The organism is Cytobacillus massiliigabonensis, from assembly GCF_900199725.1.
Taxonomy (GTDB): domain Bacteria; phylum Bacillota; class Bacilli; order Bacillales; family Cytobacillaceae; genus Cytobacillus; species Cytobacillus massiliigabonensis.
The window spans coordinates 1,017,019-1,037,607 of the sequence record NZ_LT904902.1; the positions used below are offsets into that span (position 1 = coordinate 1,017,019).

General features: G+C 35.4%; 21 protein-coding genes. 3 read left to right on the forward strand and 18 right to left on the reverse strand.

From position 1 onward, the window contains the following. Nucleotides 1-152 precede the first annotated feature (152 nt). Together C1726_RS05475 and C1726_RS05490 are read right to left on the reverse strand one after the other, a co-directional pair. Nucleotides 153-635, reverse strand: a complete 483-nt coding sequence (locus C1726_RS05475; RefSeq protein WP_102272240.1) for a nucleoside deaminase — start codon at nt 633-635, stop codon at nt 153-155. 741 nt (nt 636-1,376) lie between these two features. After that, nucleotides 1,377-2,015 carry an NAD(P)-dependent oxidoreductase gene (locus C1726_RS05490; protein ID WP_102272241.1) on the reverse strand — a complete coding sequence of 213 codons (639 nt, stop codon included), beginning with the start codon at nt 2,013-2,015 and terminating at the stop codon, nt 1,377-1,379. Between the two features lie 215 nt (nt 2,016-2,230). Here C1726_RS05490 and C1726_RS05495 point away from each other — a divergent pair, with 215 nt between their 5' ends. Further along, nucleotides 2,231-2,674: an Rrf2 family transcriptional regulator gene (locus C1726_RS05495; RefSeq protein ID WP_102272242.1), complete on the forward strand. Its 444-nt coding sequence runs from the start codon at nt 2,231-2,233 to the stop codon at nt 2,672-2,674. A 641-nt stretch (nt 2,675-3,315) separates the two neighbouring features. On the opposite strand, the gene C1726_RS05500 is transcribed toward C1726_RS05495, so the two are convergent. Genes C1726_RS05500 through C1726_RS05510 form a run of 3 tightly spaced genes read right to left on the reverse strand, consistent with a single transcriptional unit; the run spans nt 3,316 to nt 5,674 of the window. Next, entirely contained in the window at nt 3,316-4,638 is a 1,323-nt protein-coding gene (locus C1726_RS05500; RefSeq protein WP_102272243.1) for a PD-(D/E)XK nuclease family protein, read from the reverse strand. A 26-nt stretch (nt 4,639-4,664) separates the two neighbouring features. Next, complete coding sequence (locus C1726_RS05505; RefSeq protein WP_102272244.1) at nt 4,665-5,024, reverse strand: hypothetical protein; 360 nt, start codon at nt 5,022-5,024, stop codon at nt 4,665-4,667. Nucleotides 5,025-5,038: 14 nt separating this feature from the next. Then, entirely contained in the window at nt 5,039-5,674 is a 636-nt protein-coding gene (locus C1726_RS05510; protein ID WP_102272245.1) for a hypothetical protein, read from the reverse strand. A gap of 1,104 nt (nt 5,675-6,778) precedes the next feature. On the opposite strand from C1726_RS05510, the gene C1726_RS05515 reads away from it, so the two are divergent. Next, nucleotides 6,779-7,414, forward strand: coding sequence for a pentapeptide repeat-containing protein (locus C1726_RS05515; RefSeq protein ID WP_102272246.1), 636 nt, complete (start codon nt 6,779-6,781; stop codon nt 7,412-7,414). 138 nt (nt 7,415-7,552) lie between these two features. Here C1726_RS05515 and C1726_RS05520 read toward each other — a convergent pair whose 3' ends face one another. From C1726_RS05520 to C1726_RS05570, 10 genes are all read right to left on the reverse strand, one after another. Beyond that, nucleotides 7,553-8,548, reverse strand: a complete 996-nt coding sequence (locus C1726_RS05520; RefSeq protein WP_102272247.1) for a zinc-dependent alcohol dehydrogenase family protein — start codon at nt 8,546-8,548, stop codon at nt 7,553-7,555. A gap of 207 nt (nt 8,549-8,755) precedes the next feature. Beyond that, nucleotides 8,756-9,775, reverse strand: a complete 1,020-nt coding sequence (locus tag C1726_RS05525) for a DUF4179 domain-containing protein (protein WP_102272248.1) — start codon at nt 9,773-9,775, stop codon at nt 8,756-8,758. Continuing rightward, nucleotides 9,768-10,301 carry a sigma-70 family RNA polymerase sigma factor gene (locus tag C1726_RS05530; RefSeq protein WP_102272249.1) on the reverse strand — a complete coding sequence of 178 codons (534 nt, stop codon included), beginning with the start codon at nt 10,299-10,301 and terminating at the stop codon, nt 9,768-9,770. Before C1726_RS05530 ends, C1726_RS05525 begins: the two co-directional genes overlap by 8 nt. 495 nt (nt 10,302-10,796) lie before the next feature. Then, nucleotides 10,797-11,105 carry a hypothetical protein gene (locus C1726_RS05535; protein WP_102272250.1) on the reverse strand — a complete coding sequence of 103 codons (309 nt, stop codon included), beginning with the start codon at nt 11,103-11,105 and terminating at the stop codon, nt 10,797-10,799. A gap of 144 nt (nt 11,106-11,249) precedes the next feature. Then, nucleotides 11,250-11,798 carry an AAA family ATPase gene (locus C1726_RS05540; RefSeq protein ID WP_102272251.1) on the reverse strand — a complete coding sequence of 183 codons (549 nt, stop codon included), beginning with the start codon at nt 11,796-11,798 and terminating at the stop codon, nt 11,250-11,252. Nucleotides 11,799-12,286: 488 nt separating this feature from the next. Next, the gene (locus tag C1726_RS05550; protein ID WP_102272253.1) at nt 12,287-12,865 is read right to left on the reverse strand and encodes a dihydrofolate reductase family protein; all 579 of its coding nucleotides are present in this window, start codon (nt 12,863-12,865) and stop codon (nt 12,287-12,289) included. 257 nt (nt 12,866-13,122) lie between these two features. Then, the gene (locus C1726_RS05555; protein WP_102272254.1) at nt 13,123-13,674 is read right to left on the reverse strand and encodes a GNAT family N-acetyltransferase; all 552 of its coding nucleotides are present in this window, start codon (nt 13,672-13,674) and stop codon (nt 13,123-13,125) included. Nucleotides 13,675-13,731: 57 nt separating this feature from the next. Continuing rightward, complete coding sequence (locus C1726_RS05560; protein WP_102272255.1) at nt 13,732-14,586, reverse strand: GNAT family N-acetyltransferase; 855 nt, start codon at nt 14,584-14,586, stop codon at nt 13,732-13,734. 299 nt (nt 14,587-14,885) lie between these two features. Then, on the reverse strand, nt 14,886-15,308 hold the full coding sequence (locus C1726_RS05565; RefSeq protein ID WP_102272256.1) for a VOC family protein: 423 nt from the start codon (nt 15,306-15,308) through the stop codon (nt 14,886-14,888). 119 nt (nt 15,309-15,427) lie between these two features. Next, nucleotides 15,428-15,850: a DUF1801 domain-containing protein gene (locus C1726_RS05570; protein WP_102272257.1), complete on the reverse strand. Its 423-nt coding sequence runs from the start codon at nt 15,848-15,850 to the stop codon at nt 15,428-15,430. A 598-nt stretch (nt 15,851-16,448) separates the two neighbouring features. On the opposite strand from C1726_RS05570, the gene C1726_RS05575 reads away from it, so the two are divergent. Next, complete coding sequence (locus tag C1726_RS05575; protein ID WP_180968108.1) at nt 16,449-17,507, forward strand: phosphotransferase enzyme family protein; 1,059 nt, start codon at nt 16,449-16,451, stop codon at nt 17,505-17,507. Between the two features lie 128 nt (nt 17,508-17,635). On the opposite strand, the gene C1726_RS05580 is transcribed toward C1726_RS05575, so the two are convergent. From C1726_RS05580 to C1726_RS05590, 3 genes are all read right to left on the reverse strand, one after another. After that, nucleotides 17,636-17,917 (reverse strand): hypothetical protein, encoded by a 282-nt coding sequence (locus C1726_RS05580; protein ID WP_102272258.1) that lies wholly within the window; start codon nt 17,915-17,917, stop codon nt 17,636-17,638. Nucleotides 17,918-18,042: 125 nt separating this feature from the next. Continuing rightward, a complete protein-coding gene (locus tag C1726_RS05585) occupies nt 18,043-18,534 on the reverse strand; it encodes a hypothetical protein (protein WP_102272259.1) in 492 nt (163 codons plus the stop codon). A 928-nt stretch (nt 18,535-19,462) separates the two neighbouring features. Then, entirely contained in the window at nt 19,463-20,143 is a 681-nt protein-coding gene (locus C1726_RS05590; protein WP_102272260.1) for a hypothetical protein, read from the reverse strand. Nucleotides 20,144-20,589 lie beyond the last annotated feature (446 nt).

Genomic DNA, 20,589 nt, shown 5'->3' on the forward strand with positions numbered 1-20,589 from the left:
CTCTAAAGAGACAATAGGCTTAACCTAACGTGGTACCAGCTCTTCTTTGGCTACATTAATGTAACCTACTAACTGTAGGCTTTTATTATTTTTATTTTTATTTTTATATGTATAACCTTATGACAGAACTACCTCTCGAGCTCGTGTTATTCTTATGGTCTCTTTGCGTAAAACTGACGATGGAGTTGATGTACTTCCTCCTCTAGTTCAGGAACAGGGCCCTCTACGGTGCTATCAATAATTACATCTTGAATTGGCAGATTCCGAACACGTGATGGAGCAGCGCCTAATTCACCTAACCATTGTCCCAACTGTTCAGATGAACTTGCATAAACGATCCGGCCTAAACCAACCCAGCCGTGAGCCGCAGCGCACATAGGGCAATGTTCCCCAGAGGTATATACTGTCGACTTGCTTCTTTCTTCAGGTCCCATGTTATTAGCTGCCCATCGCGCTATAGCAAATTCCGGATGTTGAGTATGGTCCCCGCCTGCCACGTGGTTATGATCTTCAAAAAGCACCTTTCCATCGGCTGAAACAAGTACTGAACCGAATGGCTCGTCACCTTTCTCCAAAGCAATTTTTGCTAATTCAACACAGCGTCGCAAGTGCTTCAAATCTGTATCGCTTATCATATTCAATCCTCCTCATCCTTTTTATTTTTTGCATCAACCTTTGATAAAATTTCCTATTTCATACGTTAAAGCAAACCAAACATGATTGTGCGTTTTAAATCTATTTTAACTAAACTGCTTACATCTAGTATAAGTAGAAACCTTTACAATCTCAATTTTTATCAATTTCCTTATTGAATAGTGTTCAAGAATATGGCCCGATTGCTGAATATCTTAATCGAGATATAGGGCATTCCGATAAAATAAAAACCGGTGCGTCACAGACGAGGTTGCTTGAGAAGCGAATAAAGGCTGCTCAGATTGGGGTAGATACACTTCTTGCACGGTGGGAAATCCAAGCAAAACAGATTTGATTAACGCCAAAAAGGAGTTAGAGGGCTTGCTGTTGACACTTCCTACATACTTTACATTCAACTTGGAATGGTAATAGTATAGAAATACTTCTTTGTTAAGGCTAATTAGCATTGCATAATTCTTATATTAAAAAACCGACCTTTCTAATAGAATACGGTCGGTTTAAGTTAAATTCAATTATGTTATTTTTGAAAGACGGCCCTCAATCTTTTCAGAAGTCATAATGCCTCCACCAAGCACGATAAATTCGTCACCTTTCTGCAGAAGCAATGTAGGGTAGCTGAGAACCCGTAACACCCGCCACAGAATGCATCCCACACATAGATTAGAGAAAGTTCTTTTTGATTCATAGCAAAAAATCTCCTTCAAGATAGGTCGTGTCACTACTTACTCTGCTTCGCCAACAACTGTAAAACGTTCGTTTAAGTGCTGTGGATTTTCAATTTCATCTAAAACTGCAATGGCGTAATCCGCATAACTGATATAGCTTTCACCTTTTGAATTTACAAGAAGATGATCTTTTCCTGACTTATAAGCTCCAGTTCTTTTTCCTTTCACATCAAATACGGCAGAAGGACTGATAAATGTCCAAGTAATATCAGCTGTTGCCTGTAATTCTTGTAAATTCCGCCCTTGACCTTTTGCAGTTGGTTTAACGAAATCTGGAAATTCAGGTGTATCAATTAACTGAACAGTTTTATTTTCATCTACATAAAGGCTTCCAGCACCACCGACAATGATTCCTCTTGTATTAGTTCCTTTTAAAGCCTCAATTAAAGCATGTCCAGCATCGACATGTGCTTGCTCTTCACCAAGTGGAGCACCGAAAGCATTTACGACTACCTCAAACTGCTTAACGTCCTCTTGTGTAAGATCTAATATATTTTTTTCGATCACCGCAACATTCGTTTCTTTGATTTTTGACTTATCCCTTACGATAGCTGTAACTTGATGTCCCCGACTAACCGCTTCCTTCAAAATAAGACTACCTACTTTCCCGCTTGCACCAATAATTCCAATTTTCATTTTATAGCCCTCCTGCATGGATAAATTCAGTTGTAATTAATTCAATTACATGTAATCATTGTAGTTACATGTTGGATGAATGTCAACAAAATAAAAAAACATTTTTCATTATGAATAATCTTTTAAGTTATAATATACTTGCAATCGAATGAATTACATGATGAACAAATTAATTTATTTTCTCGTAAAAAAGTAAGGTAGGAAGGTGATTGAAGATGTCCATCAGCAGCAGATTTTCCGTTGGAATTCATATATTAACTCTAATCGAAATAAATAAAGATGGAGTAAGTTCATCTGAATATTTAGCTGGAAGTGTTAACACGAACCCAGCCGTGATCAGAAAAATTATGGGGATGCTAAAAAAAGCAGGATTAATAAAAGTACAGCCAGGTATTGCAGGAGCAGAACTAGCAAAGGATTTATCGGATATTACATTGCTTGACGTTTATAAAGCCGTTAATGTTGTCAAGGACAACGAACTGTTTAGCATTCATGAAAATCCAAATCCTGATTGTACCGTCGGAAGGAATATTCAAAATACAATTGAACCACTCTTTTTCAGTGCTCAAAGTGCATTGGAGAAGGTTCTCGAAAATGTAACGATTGAAGATGTAGTAAAGGATGTTTTTGAAAAAGAGAAACTAAATGTTAAACGTTAAATGTAAAGAATTAGTAAAAGACATTCTGTTTTTCAGGAATGTCTTTTTTGTATTACCAAACCTCTTATTTCAGAAAAGCACCGTTTGTTGAAATCAAGTATTGCCATAGTTGGATTACTATATTTAATTTGTAATACGGTTCACCGAGACGCAACTAAATGGGATTTTCTTGAATATAAAGAATGCACCCTTTTTTGTTTACAATACAAATATTAAAAACTGTACACTTCCAATTAAATATAAAACCTATCATTAATTAACTAAACAGGGAAAGTAAAATAAGCGGAAAATATCCGGTTGTTTCCTAAATGAAGCACGTTTTGGGATAAATAAGGGGAGTTTTTCCGCTTATTCAAAGCAAAATCCCCCATTTTCACGGTTTTTCGAGTAAATAAGGGTAATTTCTCCGTCTATTATGGATTTTTTCAATACTTTTTACGAAATAAGCGGAATTTTTCCGTCTATTTCATCAGATTGTATGCTTAACCTGATCCCCCAACCTTAAGGATAGTCATTTGACTAAAAAACCTCATTTACCTACGATAAGGTTCACCGCAGTGTATCCATATGAGGTTTTTTGTAGAAATGAAACTAGTTAAGATTTTAGTACTGAACAGTCCCTTCTATTTACACCCATTGTATTAATAACACAACTCAAACTTTTTAAGTTCTTCTATTGTTTTATCCATATCTATCAAACCATTTTCCTGAGTACGGATATAGTTTGTTTTCTGGGCTACGGTCATCGTTTTCCCAGTACCTAATCTTGATGGTTTTTGTAACAGAAGTCCGTGTTTTTCCGATTCCGATAGAACCGATTTCATCTCTTCATTTCGGAACTTCCTTAAATCTTGGATATCTTCTGCTTCGATTTTTACACACAGTACTTGCTGCTCAAGCTGTAGGTAATAATTTTTTTTGCTTTGTGGCTTCCACCAAAAACCCCAAAATCCTCCCCTAGGATTAGAAACGTAACCCCAGTTGCCATCAAAATGCATTTGAAGCTCCTTGTAAAAGCCCTGCCAAGCAAAACCATCCCAGTCTATGATAGGTTTTATTTTATAACTATTGATTTTACTTTCTAGTTTCTCCAAATAAGCAAGATAGTCGAGAAAAATCGGATGGTTGACACCATTTTTCCTACCCCTCTGTAAAATCTTTAGCATTCTATCACGTGTAAACGGAAAATACTTCGCTTCGACTACAGAACGATAATGGCTTTGGTCTGCTATTTTATAATAAATCGGAAGTTGAATCTTATCAGGATGAGCCATTTCTACAGCTTCGCGATACCGTTCTAGCTGATTAGAGTGGTTTTTAGTAAAGGTTTTGTCCTCAATTAAAACGGCATATGTATCATTGATAATTGCAAGAATATCCAACCCTTGAAATTGCCTAGTAATCTCCATTTTTTCAATTGTCGGCACTGGAATGCCATGAACATTGAACATCATCGACACAAAGTCAACTGAAGCGTCATGCAAACTCTTGTCAAATGAGCGGTGTGTTTCCTGACTCCATGACATTAGCCAGCATAAGAAAGCATCCTGTGATAATTCACTCGTTGCAAATTCGAATATATTTGGTGTCTCCATATAAGCCGCCTCGCTATCTCGAACATTTTCAAGGAGTAATTCTACATCATGATTACCAATATAGTCGTCCCAATAGCCTCTTGCAAGAATGGATTGGTAATGAAATTCTGGATAAATCAAATTTGTTTCCACATCAAGAATCCGTCCCCGTTCATTAGGATACAAAAGCAATAAACGTTCATCTCCTTGTTGAGCAATAATCTCTGGTACCGATTCCCACCGCTTCATGTATCCACATTCATGATCCTGACACTCATAAACTTGATGTGCATCCATAATAATACTGCCATCTCTCATTTCATGTACCATTTCCCAATCTTTCTCTCGTAATTTAGTGCCACATCGTGGACATAAATACTTTGTATTCATTCATCTATCACCTACAATTTTTTAGTTTACGGATTCACTCTAAAATAAGTTAAACTTTTTATGTCCTTACCGTTTAGTTGAAATCTTCCACAAGCCCAAGCATCAGGTCTTTCCATAAAAACTTTATATACTATTAGTCCGAAGAATAGTGCAGCCTGAGTTTGATTTCTTCCACAAGCATGATAAATAGGTTCAAAAACTGTTCCCCTCCAATTAGACCCAGGCATCCACCCAGCTGTATGAATTTCGTCGCAATCAATCATTCGATTCAATTCATCTTTAATTTGATTATAATCAGTGTCTATAAGGTTTTTCCTCCAGTTTTTGTAATCCTTGCTAAAGGGAATAGTTTTCTTTTCCTTCCCCGTATCAATAGAAACTATCATAACTCACTCTCTCCTCATCCTAATAATTTTGAAACCTTTAAAATGCTCTTGGCTGCATCTACCCTTACTTCCTCATTTTCAGATTCAAGTGCAGATAATAAGACTTGTAGTGCTTTCTTTGCCTGTTCTTCACTAACTAATGTCTCATCAAATGCAAAAGTTTGTTGTTTATCACTTAAGTCTGTTTCAGTGCTTAGGACTTTATCTAATTCAGCAATATCAAATGGATGTTTAAACTTAGTAACAATGCTCCTATTACGAAGCAGTTCCTTGACGAACTCATTCAATTGATGCCTTTGTACTTTTTTAAGCCATGTTACATCCCGTCTATGGCACATACCCTCATCTTCAAATTTATCATCGTAATAATATGGTCCTATCTCTCCAATATGCACCCATTCTCCTTCAGTGATTAGAACGATATCTTTATCATTCATTGTGTTGGTAAAGGCATTTACTATTCCCAAATGATTCCCCAATTTACTTCCTGTCCATTTGTATTTTTCATGGAGCCTTTTTCTTATTTCGTCTTTTTCAACTCCCTCAAGATTTCCAATTCCTGGGTAACCAATACAAGCAAAGCCCTGTGAAATAAATTCAGTAATTCGCTCAATTCCATTTGGCTGGGTTTTCATTTGAAAGATGTTCATTTTATTCCTCCCAATCCGTTACAAACCGTAACAAATTATAACAATTTATAATTTGATTATAAATCATTTTCTGAAAATGTCAAACCGTAAATATCCGTAACAGTCCATAACGAATTACCAAGGGGATAATTAAAATTGTTTTAAAACAAAAAAGAGCATTCTCACAAGTCGAATTTTTGACTAAGAGTTGCTCCTTTTCTTAAAAACATAGATATATCATGATTTTTGTTTTTACATTTTGAAAGAATTTACCCTTTTGGGACAGACACTTAACCTTCATTTCTACATGTTCAAAGCAAGCTTAATACTGGAAATTCAATAAAAAAACCGCACCTATTTATGATAAAGTTCCCCACTATTAATGGTAAATTTAACATCCTCAACAATCAGGACCGAAAAACCAGGCAAAATTAAAGAGCCCTTCTCGTTCGAGAGGGGCTTAGTTATTCCATTAAGCATTAATTATCTCAATCTGTATTGATTTCACCAGTAATTTGTATCCTTCTATATTTCCAAACATTGATATTAATTGTTGGGATAATTCTATCTGAAACAACGAAACTTTCGTTTGGTTTACTAAATAAAATCCTTCCTAGTAGATCAATCCATTTTAATGAGCATGTCAATCTCGATTCTAGATTAAGGAGAAATACTCAGTGTGTCGAAAAAGCTTATACATTTGCATAGAATGCAAGAAAATAGAAAGATCAGCCAGCAATGCTAATTCTCAAGAATAGGAAATGTTTGTAAGTTTCGTATAACATTGTTTCTGCCTGCACCTATAGTTAATATCTCAATACTGCACCATTATTAGCATTAATATTCATATTCGTCCTCTATTAAATGACTTAAAAATAAGAGCTGCTGCGGAGGTTGCTAGGAAAAATATTTAAAACCAAAAGGAAAGAACAAAATAGTTGAAGAAAGTGAAGAAACAGAGGATGATAGGACATAACAGCTTATTCTCAATGATTACAATAAGCTCATACAGTCACTTGCTAAAAAGTATAAAGCACTGCTTATATATCAGCAGGTAACCAACTATGTATATGTTTTTCTTTAATTGCTGGTTAGCTAACTAATAAATAGAAAGAAGGATCTCCTATGAAAATTGACTTTCCAAAAATTTCGCCAGAGTTATCTTCAAGAAACTTCCATGATATTTTTTATGAAGAAGACCCCATTCTCGAAATGTGCCAGATCATTGATTCCGCCTTTGAAAATGAAGCAGTAGATAGAGTCCGGCTCTACAATGCAGTGATAAAGAATTGTAAGTTCACAAATACAGACTTTAGTAATATTGATATTACAGACGTTTGCTTTGAAAATTGCGATTTATCAAATGTAAATTTAAGCAAATCATCCGTTCATAGAGTCGAATTTAAAAATTGCAAATTAGTCGGCGTTAATTTTGCAGAATCTAGCATAGGAAATGTTATGTTTGAGGATTCGGTATTAAACTTGGCGGGATTCGGAAACTCTAAGCTAGAAAAAGTTATATTTAAAGAAGCTTCATTAAATAGTACAGATTTTTATGACTGCAAACTTAAAAAGGTTGAATTCCAAAAATGCAATCTTGATGGAGCAAATTTTGAGCAAACATCATTAAAAGGAATCGATATTAGCTCGTCTGCTTTTGAAACACTTACTGTTTCCATCGAAAGCTTAAATGGCTGCAAGGTATCTTCCTATCAGGCAATTCAGTTTGCATCGCTAATGGGATTGATTATTAAAGATTAGCATTTCTGAATAAATGGCTTCTCAGTACAGGAAGAAGACATTCCTCAACAATCTAGCCCTTTACACAAAGACAGAGCGCATTTCTTTATACAGAAATGCGCCCCATCGAATGATGTACTCTCTACTTGAAATAGCAGCTCAATAGCTTGTTAGAAACACTTTTCCTTTGGCAGTCTTTGAAGATTCAACAGCATCAACTGCCTTTTTTATGTTTAATAAGTCGTAGTGAGAATCTTTCCTCATCAGACTCAGTTTTTCATCTTGGATTAGTTTTATCAAACCTTGAAAAGTTTCTTGCCACTTATCTGCTGTCACATCTTTATTCCAATTCCTTAAATGAAACATGTTCGCATTCACCTTGGCTTTATTTACAATATCAGCCCAGTTTACTTGTACGCCTGATAAAAGACCAATGGTTAAAAAGTTCCCATTAGGGTGAACACAAAAAGCCAAGTCATTTCCTGATGAACCTCCAACAGAATCAATAGCAGCATCTGCACCTTTGCCATTCGTTAATTCCATAACTGTTTCGCGGAGCGGAAATGCAGAAGTATCTATCACATAGGAAGCACCGAGATGAAGCAAATCTTCTGTATATGTATTACTTCTTGTCACTGCAATCAACCGAAATCCTAAAACCTTCGATAATTGAGCGAAAATATGCCCAATCGCAGATCCGCACGCATTAACCAATAGAGTATCATTCTGTCCTAGTTTTAATATTTCTGTACAAACCACCCATGCTGTAATGGGATTGATATACATCTGTGCTGCCGTAAAATCATCAATTGAGTCAGGTATAGGAACTGCCAATTCTGATGAAGTTTTAACATACTCTTGCCATGTGCCTTCCCCACGCAAAGGTAAAACACGTTTACCAATCAAATGCTGAGAAACGTAAGGACCGACATCTTCTACAATGCCAACGCCTTCATATCCCGGAATAGTTGGTAAAGAAATTCGGTGAGAATACGCCCCTCTAATCGGGATTAGGTCAGATGGATTAATAGGACGAGCTAACATTCGAACAAGGACTTCATTATCTTTTGGCGGTTCAATCCTTTTAGACTCAACTCTTAACACATCTTTAGGGCTGCCAAATTCAGAGAATATAATACATTTTGCATCCAAAATTATGAGTCTCCTTATACAAACAAGTTTTCTTTAAGTATATCATTTTCTCATCAACTGACTCGTTCGTTAGTTTTCAACAATTTGGCACTATACATAAGAAAGAGCGTAATTCTTGCTGCAGAATTACGCCCATTCATCCAACAAATAAACTGTCTACCATTTAAAAAGAAATCTTATTAAACAAACCCTGAATCAATTTAATAATTGCTATTTATTATTTAATGGAACAACCAGTTCTAATTCCTTAATTTCTTCCCTATAGCCTTCCTTGTTTATTTCAGCAGGCTTGAGGATTAATGAATGTGGCAGCTCATCCATTGGAGGCAGCACTAATACCATATGGTGTCCGTAGTCCCCAGCCATACCCGCTTGCAGTTTTAAACGATCAAATACACGGTCTTTATCATCGACTACTGCGAAGTCAAACCATGGCCATGTATCGTTTTCATCCATTGCAGCAGGATAATCAATAGTTAAGTCTATTCGAGTTGATAGAGGTGAAAATGTTACTTTGTCAGCAGTTATTGCATATTCTTTTTCGGTTGTTTTCGTTTTAGCCTTTGGATAGAACTCATGAATAGCCCCATTTACTTTTTCAAGAGGAAAAGCTACATTCCATTTTCCTTTATGTCCAAATAAATTTTCCCCATGAACCGCAACCTCAATTTTATCACCGTATTCATTAGGATTAGATAAAGTAAATTGATGATGTTCAATGATCGTCTTTGAGTCGATTTCATCCTGGCCTGTGGAGGCAATGGCAGGCTTGACCGGCTGTCCGTTAATTGTAATGTAATTTATGCCAGCCATTTCTTCTGAAAGAGAAAGCTTTTTCTGACCTGTATATTCTACTGTTACGATTAATCGGCCCCCATCGTAAACCGCTTCCTTTACGATCATTGTTAAGCCATTTTGACTATCTTGTTTTTCAATTTCTGTCGTAAGCTGATCTTGTTGAATTTTATCAGAGGCAATGTCACTAAATTGCGCATAAATTGGTCCAATAAGCGGGATATTCGATAAAGCTGCTGCCATTCCTGGAGAAACAAATCCAGATCCAAGAAGGGCCATACATAATCCACATGCAATCAACAGGGAATGCCTTGTTGTTCTTCTGATTTTTCTATTTTTCTTTGCTTGGAGCATCGCTTCCTTTTCCCTGGCAACTAGCTTTTCAAGAGGTATATCAATGTTATCAATAGAATGATTAAACTTTTCCTTATTCATAAAAATAGCCCTCCTTTAAAATTGGCCTCAGTTCTTTTTGCGCTCGACTCAAATGCGATTTCACCGTTCCTTCAGGGCAATTCATGATGTTAGCAATTTCCCTTATGGATAGATCATGATAATACCGCAGTAAAATAATGGTTTTGTATTTAGGATCCAAGGACTTAAAGGCTTCAGATAAATCCATCGAATGAGCTATGCCGTCTGCACTTTCTTTAGAAATTATTTCTGCAAATAGTTTCTCATCATCTGTAGTAAAATGCCTGGACTCTTTTCGGATAAAATCAATAGACTTGAAGATCAGTATTTTTATTATCCAACTTTGAAAGCTAGCTGGTTTTTTTAATGTTTTTAGTGAAGTATAAGCCTTATAAATGGTTTCTTGATAAATATCAAGGGCATCTTGCTCATTTCTAACATATGAATAGGCTGTACGATACAATTTATTACGCACAGAACTTATTAGAAGTTCAAATGCCTCATCATTCCCCTTTTTCGCTTCTTGTACCAATTTCCCAACATCCATGTAAGTATCCCCTCCTTTTCATAATAAAGTCGAATGAGGGAGTAGAATCGTTGCAATAAAAATTTTTAAAAAATCTACTAATTTATGTTATCTCTTTGGAATGATTCAAAATAAACATTTCATGTCTCCCAAAGGAAAGTCATTAACATATTATTAATAAATCAAATTACGCACCTAATCAAATGTAGAGTTAAAATTTGGTGAAGGTATGCCATATTTTTATTCCATCAACATAAATAAACGCCATTACTTAATAATGGCGACCTTTTCTGGAATCGTATCCACTGTGTTACTGCTTTTCGTCATGCTTCATGGTTAAAAATAACCGATTCCCCCCTTTAAGTACTTCATCTTTTTTTTCACATTCTGGTCCCCTATATAAAGAAAGAGCGTAATTCTTGCTGAAGAATTTCGCCCTTTTGTTAAAGATCAGGATAATATTTTGATTGCTGCCTTTATGCCATTATTGCTAATAATGAAAGATGCTTATTCGATTCATTCTGGCATATGATAACGAGGGAAAAAATTATACACCATAAATGCGCCGAATAATATGAACATGATTGGACCAAAAATCGCATCTTCAGTAAAACCAGCAAGTCCAAAAATTATACAAATAAGACCAAACCAGGCAGCAAACGAACTCACAGTATAAGAATAAATGGCGCCAATAAATGTCAGTGTCCGCCCTAAGAACTGCCCTGATACAGGCTCTTTTACTATACGAATGATACTTAAAACAACGCTCCATAATAACAGTGCTGGAATCCCCCATATAAAAATCAATCCAAATAACTTTACCATTTTTCACCCCCATTATCCCTAAATCTTTTTCAAAGATTGCGTATCAATCTTTCCTATTCTCTATTTCCTTATTTAACAAATTGGCTCTTTGCCGGATCAACGGTGCACCACAATCGCGCCCGATTGCTTACCTGTTGGATCGCATCATGCCGTGAGTAAAGACGACTTCTTTTCTATTATAGCTTTTATTGCTGACACACTTTCTTCTGTAGATTGATTTGTTGTGTCGATCATATTGGATTCATAGGCACCTAAATCGTTAAATTGCTCCCACATTTTTTCAACCAATTCAATGTTGGCATTTTCGTCTAATTTCGTGCGGTTGATTGCTCGCTTCATCGTTTCTTCTTTAGTCGCTCTTAAGATAATGTAATGTATTTCGAAATTTTCCTGTACAGCATTTAACCACGGATGTAAGAACCAAGGACCAACAATTCCATCAATAATCACATCGTAACCACCACGTGCAAAACGTTTTGCAGCTTCTAAAAAAGCTTCAATTACAATTAGGTTTTGTTCTTGTGATTCTGGTAAAAATGGAGGGATTGCCCCCTTTTGAATATAGTGATAAAAATCATCCGTGTGCATATGTACAGCTTTTGATAAGCTAGATTCTTTAGAAACAATAGACGCCGTTGTGCTTTTTCCAGTTCCTGGCGAACCAGTAATGATAATGATTCTGCCTTGTTTCAAAAGTATTCCCCCTCGTTCAACAAAATGGCCCGATTGTTTAGAGACAGTTCTTCACAAAAATCTGGGAAATAGCCAATACACAATAAGGAAGATACTCACGATCCCCCAAACTGCGGTTCCCACTATCCGCCAAATGATGGATTGGGTAGCTGAACTTTGATGGACCTCATTTTCCATATTTCTTGTTATAAAAAAAAGAACAACAAATCCGATTATGATAAACCCAACAGCTATCCAAGATAATAAATCCACTTTTTATCCCCCTTTGTTGTGAATTGCCTTCTAAACCTGCTACATAGGTCAATTACATTCCTTCGCCATTTTTATACGTTTCATTGTGCAAAAAGTTTCGAACACTTAATCAGTGACCTTGCCCAGAACAGGAATAGACGTGTTCCTGTTTTGGGCAAGATTGTTTTATAAGCTTCTTTATAATACTTGTGGAATAACTGCCTCCGTTTAGATATATTCTCAAAAAACAATGGCCATTATTTAATGATCTCATATCGCATCAGCATTGAACCGCTTGTTTCATAAAGCTTGGTTTCTATTAATCTCATATCATGACGTGTGTCGATGTTGTCGAAGTAACGTTTACCGCTGCCCAATATGACCGGATGAACGATGATTCGCAGTTCATCAAGTAAAACAGCATTTATCAGACTATGAATAAGACCTGCGCTTGCGGAAACAATAATATCACCCTTGATTTCTCTTTTTATCTCCCTTATTTTCGACATGACATCAGAGTTAAGCAGAGTAATGGTATCATCGTAGTCTCCCCAATGGACTTCTTTAAACTCACTATTATTTGTTGCTACAAACTTTTGAGTCTTATTCATAGCATCAGCCCAATCTCCCTCTTGGAACGGCCAAAAGCTTGCAAAACCTTCATATGTGACCCGCCCCATCAAGATTGCGTCAGCCTTCTGAAACAACAAAAGCCCGTCATCTGTGGAATCCATGATGCCAGGCATCGCCCAGCTTACCATGTTGTCTTCTTCGCCTTTCGGTCCAGTAAAGATACCATCCAATGTGCTACTTACGTTTGCAATTAATTTCCCCATATATCCTCCTCAAATATTTTTATGATCTTGCGTAGTGGTAAATTGCCCCGATGATAAATTTAAAAAACATCTTCTGAATTAACTTCGATTTACTAACAAATAATCCCTTCTCTCATTCCAGAAAATGGTCCTTTTCATGAAGAAAGACGCTTTCCTTATTTCAGAAAAGCGCCAGATTGCGGTATAAATAATATATTTTCGCTAAGACAAAGTTAACAAAATCGTTTTTTCTTCCCCATATTTGTGTTTATTATGGGTCATGACATTGATAGCTTACATTTCTTTCCTTGAGATTCTAAAGATTCTGTTATTTTCCCATCTAGCTTCTTAATCGCCAACATCGAATGATCCTGAATGATTCCTGTATCTACGAAACCAAATGAAGCATATAATGATTTAGCTATGACATTGCTTGTCCGATAAAAGAGGACTACATATTCTGCCTCCCCCTCTGGCATCGTTTCAATATCCATCAACATTTTTTCAAAAGCAAGTTTGCCATATCCCTTCCCCTGGTAACGCTTATCAATCATAATATGCCAAATAAAATAGCTCTTCTTCCCGTAAAAAATTTCATTTTCAAATGATTCATGATCCAACGTATCATAAATATACATCAAAAATCCAACCGCAGACTCATCGGCATAAATGGCTAAGGGAGTCGCTGGTATACCGTCTGCGTTCATCATATGAGCGTCTGCAAAGCTTCTGAGGTTAGTAGTTTCTATAAAGTCTTCCTGGTTTTTTTCCACTTCAAGTGCTATTACTTCATCTATGTTATCCCCAGTTATCTTTCGTAATTCAATCATTTTTTTATCTCCTCTCCTAAGACAATCCACTTCCAACAGCAGAAAGATTCAACATGTTCAATTATCTTTATCAAAACCAAGATGAACAGAGTCTGCAATCCTTTCATAGCCAATTTCCCGATAGATCTTATTTGATGTCGGATTCATCATATCTGTGTACAGTACGCAAAACTTGAATTCTTTAAGCAGTTCTCTTGATACCGCCGTAACAAGCGTCCGAGCATATCCTTTTTTACTTTCTTCCTTTGGGGTAAAAACAAAACTAACGGTTACACCGTTCATTGTAGGACGTGACTTCTTCATCATAGATACGATCTTTCCTTTATCTTCCCAAATAAAAACCTCTTGTTCCTTTAGAAACATTGCCACACGTTTTTTCACTTGTTCGATTGGCGAAATCGGCAGTCCGGCATCCTTTTCGAATAAGTTGAACCATTTCTCGATAAGTGGAGAATCACTTTCTTCTGCATAACGCCAAGAACCAGGACTGTGTTCAAGCGTTTCATTAACCTTGTTTAAACGATACAATCCCTGATCCATAAGCAGTTGATGAGTCTTATCTGTTTTAATTTCCCACTTTTTTGCGACTTTATATGCCCACTCTTTCAAACTGATGATCGAACGAAAGTCAATTTCAAGTTCGACCATCTTCCTTATGAAGAAATCTATTATTTCTTCTAAACGGTTTTCATCGACAAAAATAAGATTTAATGGATGCGGGGGTGTCATTTGGAAAAAGGCTAACACATTTCCATCTTCCTCAATTGTCGCCATAAATGGACTCTCATAATTACCCGCTTTAATAGCTTGCAGCACACCGTAAAAAAGACTGAACACATCTTCCTTTTCCAATAAAAACGACTCTATCTTTCTCTCAAAATCATGGGCATTATCATAAACTATAAATTTCATTATTAACACTCCAATCATATCAAATAAAATCGAAGGCACCGATTTAGAAACACCTTTATATGAAGAAAGACGCTTTCCTTATTTTTCAGAAGAGCGCCCTATTCTGGAAGAAACAATGTATATGTGTTAGCTTACCTTCTACTTTGTAAGTAATTTACTAGTATTTCACGTTCCTCTTCAAATAGCATTTTTATTTCACTAATTTTAGCTGCAATAAATAGTTTTCAGTCCATTTTGCAAGAAAAAGGAAACGACTTTGTTATTCATACAAAGCCGTTTTTCTACTATTATCGTATGCACTACCCTTGATATCCTTCAGTGTAAATTTGAAAGGTTACACCGAATTTATCTTTAATCACCCCGTAAGCAGGACTAAAACCCGTATCTGCTAGTGGCATTTCAACTTGACCGCCATCCTGTAATGCTTCAAAAATTTGGCGAGCTTTGTCTGCATTGTCAAACGTGACACAAATGGTCACCAGGTTTCCTTCTTGAGCCGGTTGACCTGGAAATGTATCTGAAAACATAATTACTGACTCTCCAACCCTTATCGTAGCGTGTGAAACAAGATCTTTTGCATCCTCTGGGAAAGGAAAATCTGGGGCAGTGGGCATTTCACCAAATGTAATAACTCCTAAATTTTCTGCATGAAATACCTTTTCGTAAAATCCAATTGCTTCTCTTGCATTTCCGTTCAACTGTAAATAAGGAATAAATTGCATTTTTTTCAGCTCCTCTAATTTTATTTGGATATGTACTCCAAAAATTATTATAACCAACAAGATATTGAGTCATGTAAAAATTCTGATAATTACAATCATTTCTCACGATGGCTATATCTTTAGTCGTTCGGATAAAGATTCTGATATGTTTCTACTGTATGTATAATTAAATCCTTTAAAACATTGGTATCGATATCAGCTAATTTATTTACATAAATACAAGCCTTACTCTTCGTGTGTTTCCCAAAGCTATTTAATAATTTTTCTCTTTCTTCACTTTCATAGGCCAAATAAAGACTAATTTTCGCCTTTCTTGGTGAAAAACCCACCAAAGGCGCATCCCCTTCATGTCCTGATGCATACTTATAGTGATAGCTGCCAAAGCCTATAATACTAGGACCCCACATTTTTGCTTTGTAACCAGTTACCTCTTCAAAAATTTCTACTAACTGATAGGCATCTGCCTTCTTCTTCTCATTTTCGACACTTTCAATAAATTCAATTACACTATTGTCAGTTTCTTTCATCTTCGGTTCATACATTTATGCGCCCCCCCTATTCTCTGAGTACTTATTTACATTATTTTCATCATTATTACATTCTAAAATACACATACAATTTCCTGCAAAAAAGAAAAATCTATCAAAAACCAATTATCCTTTTTCACTCAAATACGTTGCAGGAAATCTAAAAGTCATTGTTTCTGAAAACAAATGCAAGTACATCACTAAATAATTTTCCATATAATTGGAAAAATACCCATTCCTTATTAAAGAAAAGCGCGCGGTTGTTTAAGTACATTTCTTCACAATTTCACTTGAACAAATTTGCTCATTCATTAAACAAACTATGCTTCGTTTCCTCATTCCATTAGATACATGTCCTCTTATACAGAAAATTACCTATTTTGAATTTGAATAAATATCTTTGTATCTTAACATGACGAAAACCTATTGAGGAGGCAATGAATTAGTGTGGAAGTACAGCAGGTAGTGTGACATAATTGATTCATATAAGGTAAACTTATATAATACTAATTTTGATAAAAGGGTGATTTTATGAAAAACACAGTATTGGTTAATCTTACAGCAAATAGGAGGGTGACTATACTTTAACCCTCCTGGAAACAAGGAGGAAAATATGAATTGGAATGAAGTTATTAAAATCTGTGATGAATTTTTGCTTTCAGCCATTACAAAATTATATGGATTGGAAGAATATCGAATTGGACTGATTTCCCCACACGAGGGAGGGCGAAATATAGTCTATATTTGTGAAAAAGAAGGATCAAAATCAAAAATACTTAGGATTTCTTACTTAAACGACAGGCACCTAGAAGATTATCTCGGTGAATTAGAATATATAAAATACCTATTCAATCATGGTGGCAGTGTTTCAAATGTCATCAGTTCATTAAACGGAAATATTCTGGAGAAAATTTCCTGTAACAACCATACGTTTTTTGTCTGCTTATTTGATAAAGCTAAAGGAAAAAGGCTTGTGGAAAACAATTATCAATACCGAGAAGGCGTTGAAATAACTGAATATTACTATAATTGCGGCAAAGTCCTTGGTAAACTGCATCAATTATCAAAAGAATATACTCCTGTTCATAGCAGATATAATTTTTTCGACAAATATAATGAAAACTACATCGATGAGTTGATACCCGATACTCTGTCTTTACTTAAAACAAGACTGAAAGAACTTATAAAGACACTGAAAAACTTCAATAGAAGTAGAGCAAATTTTGGTATGATTCATTTTGATTTCAATGACGGGAATTATTCGATAGACTTTGATAATGGCCAAATTACAGTGTATGATTTTGATAATTCTTGTTTTGGCTATTATATGTATGACCTTGCTGATCTCTGGACACAAGGGGTTGGGTGGATCCAATTTGATCCAGATCCTAAAAAACGTAGAGAGTTTATGAAAGAATACTTTACTATCATTCTTGATGGGTACAGGTCTGAAACCGAAATTGCTGATCATATGCTAGATAAGTTACCAGTATTTATTAACGCGACTATTATGGAAAATATTATAGACGCGTTTGAGGTAATGAAGAATAATGGTAACAATCCAGTGTGTGACGAGGAGTTAATGTACCTTATAAAGTGTTTGGAGGACGACATTCCGTACAAGGGATTCTTCCATGAAATGTATTCAAGTGATACACCATTTGAATTATAAGTACAGAGCATATAAATTTTGTTTTTTAAGCTGTTTCATCCACCGATTTAACATTCATTGGTACTATGATATTCCATAAAGTGGCGTTCAAGCGGGCTAAGCACAAATTGCTTTAGCTCGCTTGTTTATTATGCAATCATCAGACCAATTTTTACACCAAGACCTGTTTCCCAAAAAAATAAAAAAATGACCATAATGAAGAGCCAAGAAATTCGCCAAACTTTGTAAGGGCGTACAAATTGAAGGAAATAAAAGATACCCCAGATGATATACGAAAGCCCAGTTGCAAACCACATAGAGGAATCTACTCCTCCTCCACTCATACCGGCCCCAAATAAGGCTAATACATTAAATGAAAATAACAAAAACAAAAAAATTAGGTTATATATATGAAATGCTTTCTTACTCAACGGTATCACTCCTATCAACTTTCAATTCTTCTTCCACTTACCTCCCCCTTTAGTTTATGTGGAATCCTTCACAACTCCTTGATTCAGAGATTGTCGATCCGGCGCATTACTTATTAGTATGTAGTTCACCCACGCAGGAAATCTTCAATCTGTTTCCGTACTACTGCTGGGGGAATTAGTTGAATATGTTCACCTTTATCGTTGCTGGTGAAAATTCCTTTGAAAACTTCGGGCATGGCATCGTACTGTTTCTCTAACTGTTCATTAAATTTTTTGAAACAGTCATAGGGGTATTTTCCCAGCAGGTAGGGCATCAAAAAAGCTGACCGCAAGATTTCATATTCCTGATAATTATATGGTGTTCTTTCGGGACGCTTTTTTAAGATTTCCAGCATCTTATTCATTAAAATAGCAACTTCTTCTTCGCTTGCAAAGGCTGCATATCCTCTAATGGCAGTAAGCCGCATATCCAAATATCGCTCTTTTTTGTATGCTTTTAGAAAAAAGTCCTTTCCGTCCTCTGGCAAGTCAAATACTAATTGCTTTAATAAGGCATTACGTTTGGCAATATCCTTTGTATTAAAATATGTTTCCGTTTTTGTGTTCCTTTTGTCCATATATCCCACCTCCATTTATGAGCTGTGAAGTTACAACTTGTTTTTCAGATAGATTTAGTTCAGATACGGTAAGGGAGCTTAATAGTTGATTTTTATGTTATATGTATTCTTTTCGATAGTAAGGTTATTAAGACCTCTATTCTAATTGCACTAAACTGATCCGTTACTTTAAGTACAAAATTTCAAATACTCGCCTAAACTTTCACCTAAATATCTAGGTGTTATTCCACAATTTAAATATAAATCCTATCATTAATTAAGTAACCAGGGAAAGTAAAATAAGCGGAAAATATCCGGTTATTTGCTGATTGAAGCACATTTCGGGATAAATAAGGGGAGTTTTTCCGCTTATACAAAGCAAAACCCCCTATTTTCACGGTTTTTCGAGTCAATAAGGGTAATTTCTCCGTCTATTATGGATTTTTTCAATACTTTTTACCAAATAAGCGGAATTCTTCCGTCTATTTCATCAGATTGTATGTTTAACCTGCTCCCCCAACCTTAAGAAGAGGCATTTGACTAAACACCTTATTTACTTCCCTACTATTTATGCTAAATTTACAACCTCACAATCTGGCGTTTTTCATGAAGAAAGACGCTTTCCTTATTATGAAGTGACCCCAAAACTAGTTAATCAATATAGATGAACGTTTCCATTTCTTTAATCTCTTTCCATCTAATTGGTGCGTGAACCCGAATGTTCCGCCGTTTCGATCCCTTGCTCTCCTGCTGCCGAAATAGAATAAACAAGATTACTCATCAACGTTGAAAGCACCTCCAAATTATCAAAGTCTTTTTGAAGGTCGTCACCTTGAATCCGAAAATATTTCATTTTCGTTCTAAGACGATTTGCATTGGGTAATATTCTTTCACTTCGGCTTCTGTATTTACAATTTGCTTTAGACGAGAAATTCATGTTGTGAATTTCTTACTCTTGGATAAATGAATAAATATCGTCCTCAGTAAGATCAAATAAATTCATCTTAATAGTTTCGTAATGTGCAGATGAAATCTTTAATACCCCTTTAAGGGAAATACTGATTAAATAGAAATCACCATCTTCAATAGCCAAGAAATCACCATCAGATAAATCTCTTAAGTGTAACATTCTACGGTCTCCTACTTTAACTTCAAATACTTCACTCTCATTAACGCTTTGAATTCCGAAAGATAACAATTCCCTTTTCACGGTTCCATCCAAAGGCTTTTCTTTCACTTTAATAAATTCAATGTTAATTTTATTTAGATCTAAATCAGATAGGATTAATTCATCATCGGAGGAAACACCTGCGATTACTCCGTAGCTAAAAAAAATCTCAAGTTGGACATCTTTGCTCATTTTTTCATTAAATATGTTAACACCCGTGATAGAATAATCTTTCTCACCTTTTTTTTCATATTTTTTTATAACTTCCCTTTGATATGAAACACCAATATAATGATCAGAATATCCAGTTACAGGAAAAATATCTTGCAAAATCCCTTCCTTTATTTGTTTCAAATAAATTGAATATTCACTTGGCAGTTTTTCTAAAACTGCTACCAACATTTTATTTAACCTGTCAACATCCATTTCAATACATTTTTTTTTACGAAAAAAACTAAACAATTTCATCACTCCTAAGTCATTATTTTTGATACTCATTTTAACTTAATAACACGTCTGTTGATTGATTAGTTTTTAATTTAAAATCTAATAAAAAATGAGAGATTCCTTGTAAAATGTAAGTTACCACACAAACATTTACGAGGAAGAATCTCTCATGGCTAAGAATACCACATTTTCCCACTACTTCAAAATTTTATTTCTAAATCAATGAAATTCTAGCTGAGGTTCAGTATGGTTTTCCACGTCAGCTACTTTGCGCTACTCTTCCAATCGAGGCATCGGTATCAAAGAAATACTCGCATTTCATTAGGAATTGGACAAAGAAAACACTGTATAAATTTGGTTAATCAACACATGTGATTATTTTTAAAAGTAAATCCTCCTTTATATGTAAAGTTAGTTACATTATCTGAAAATCAAGTTCCTAAAGCGTCGTTTGGTAACTT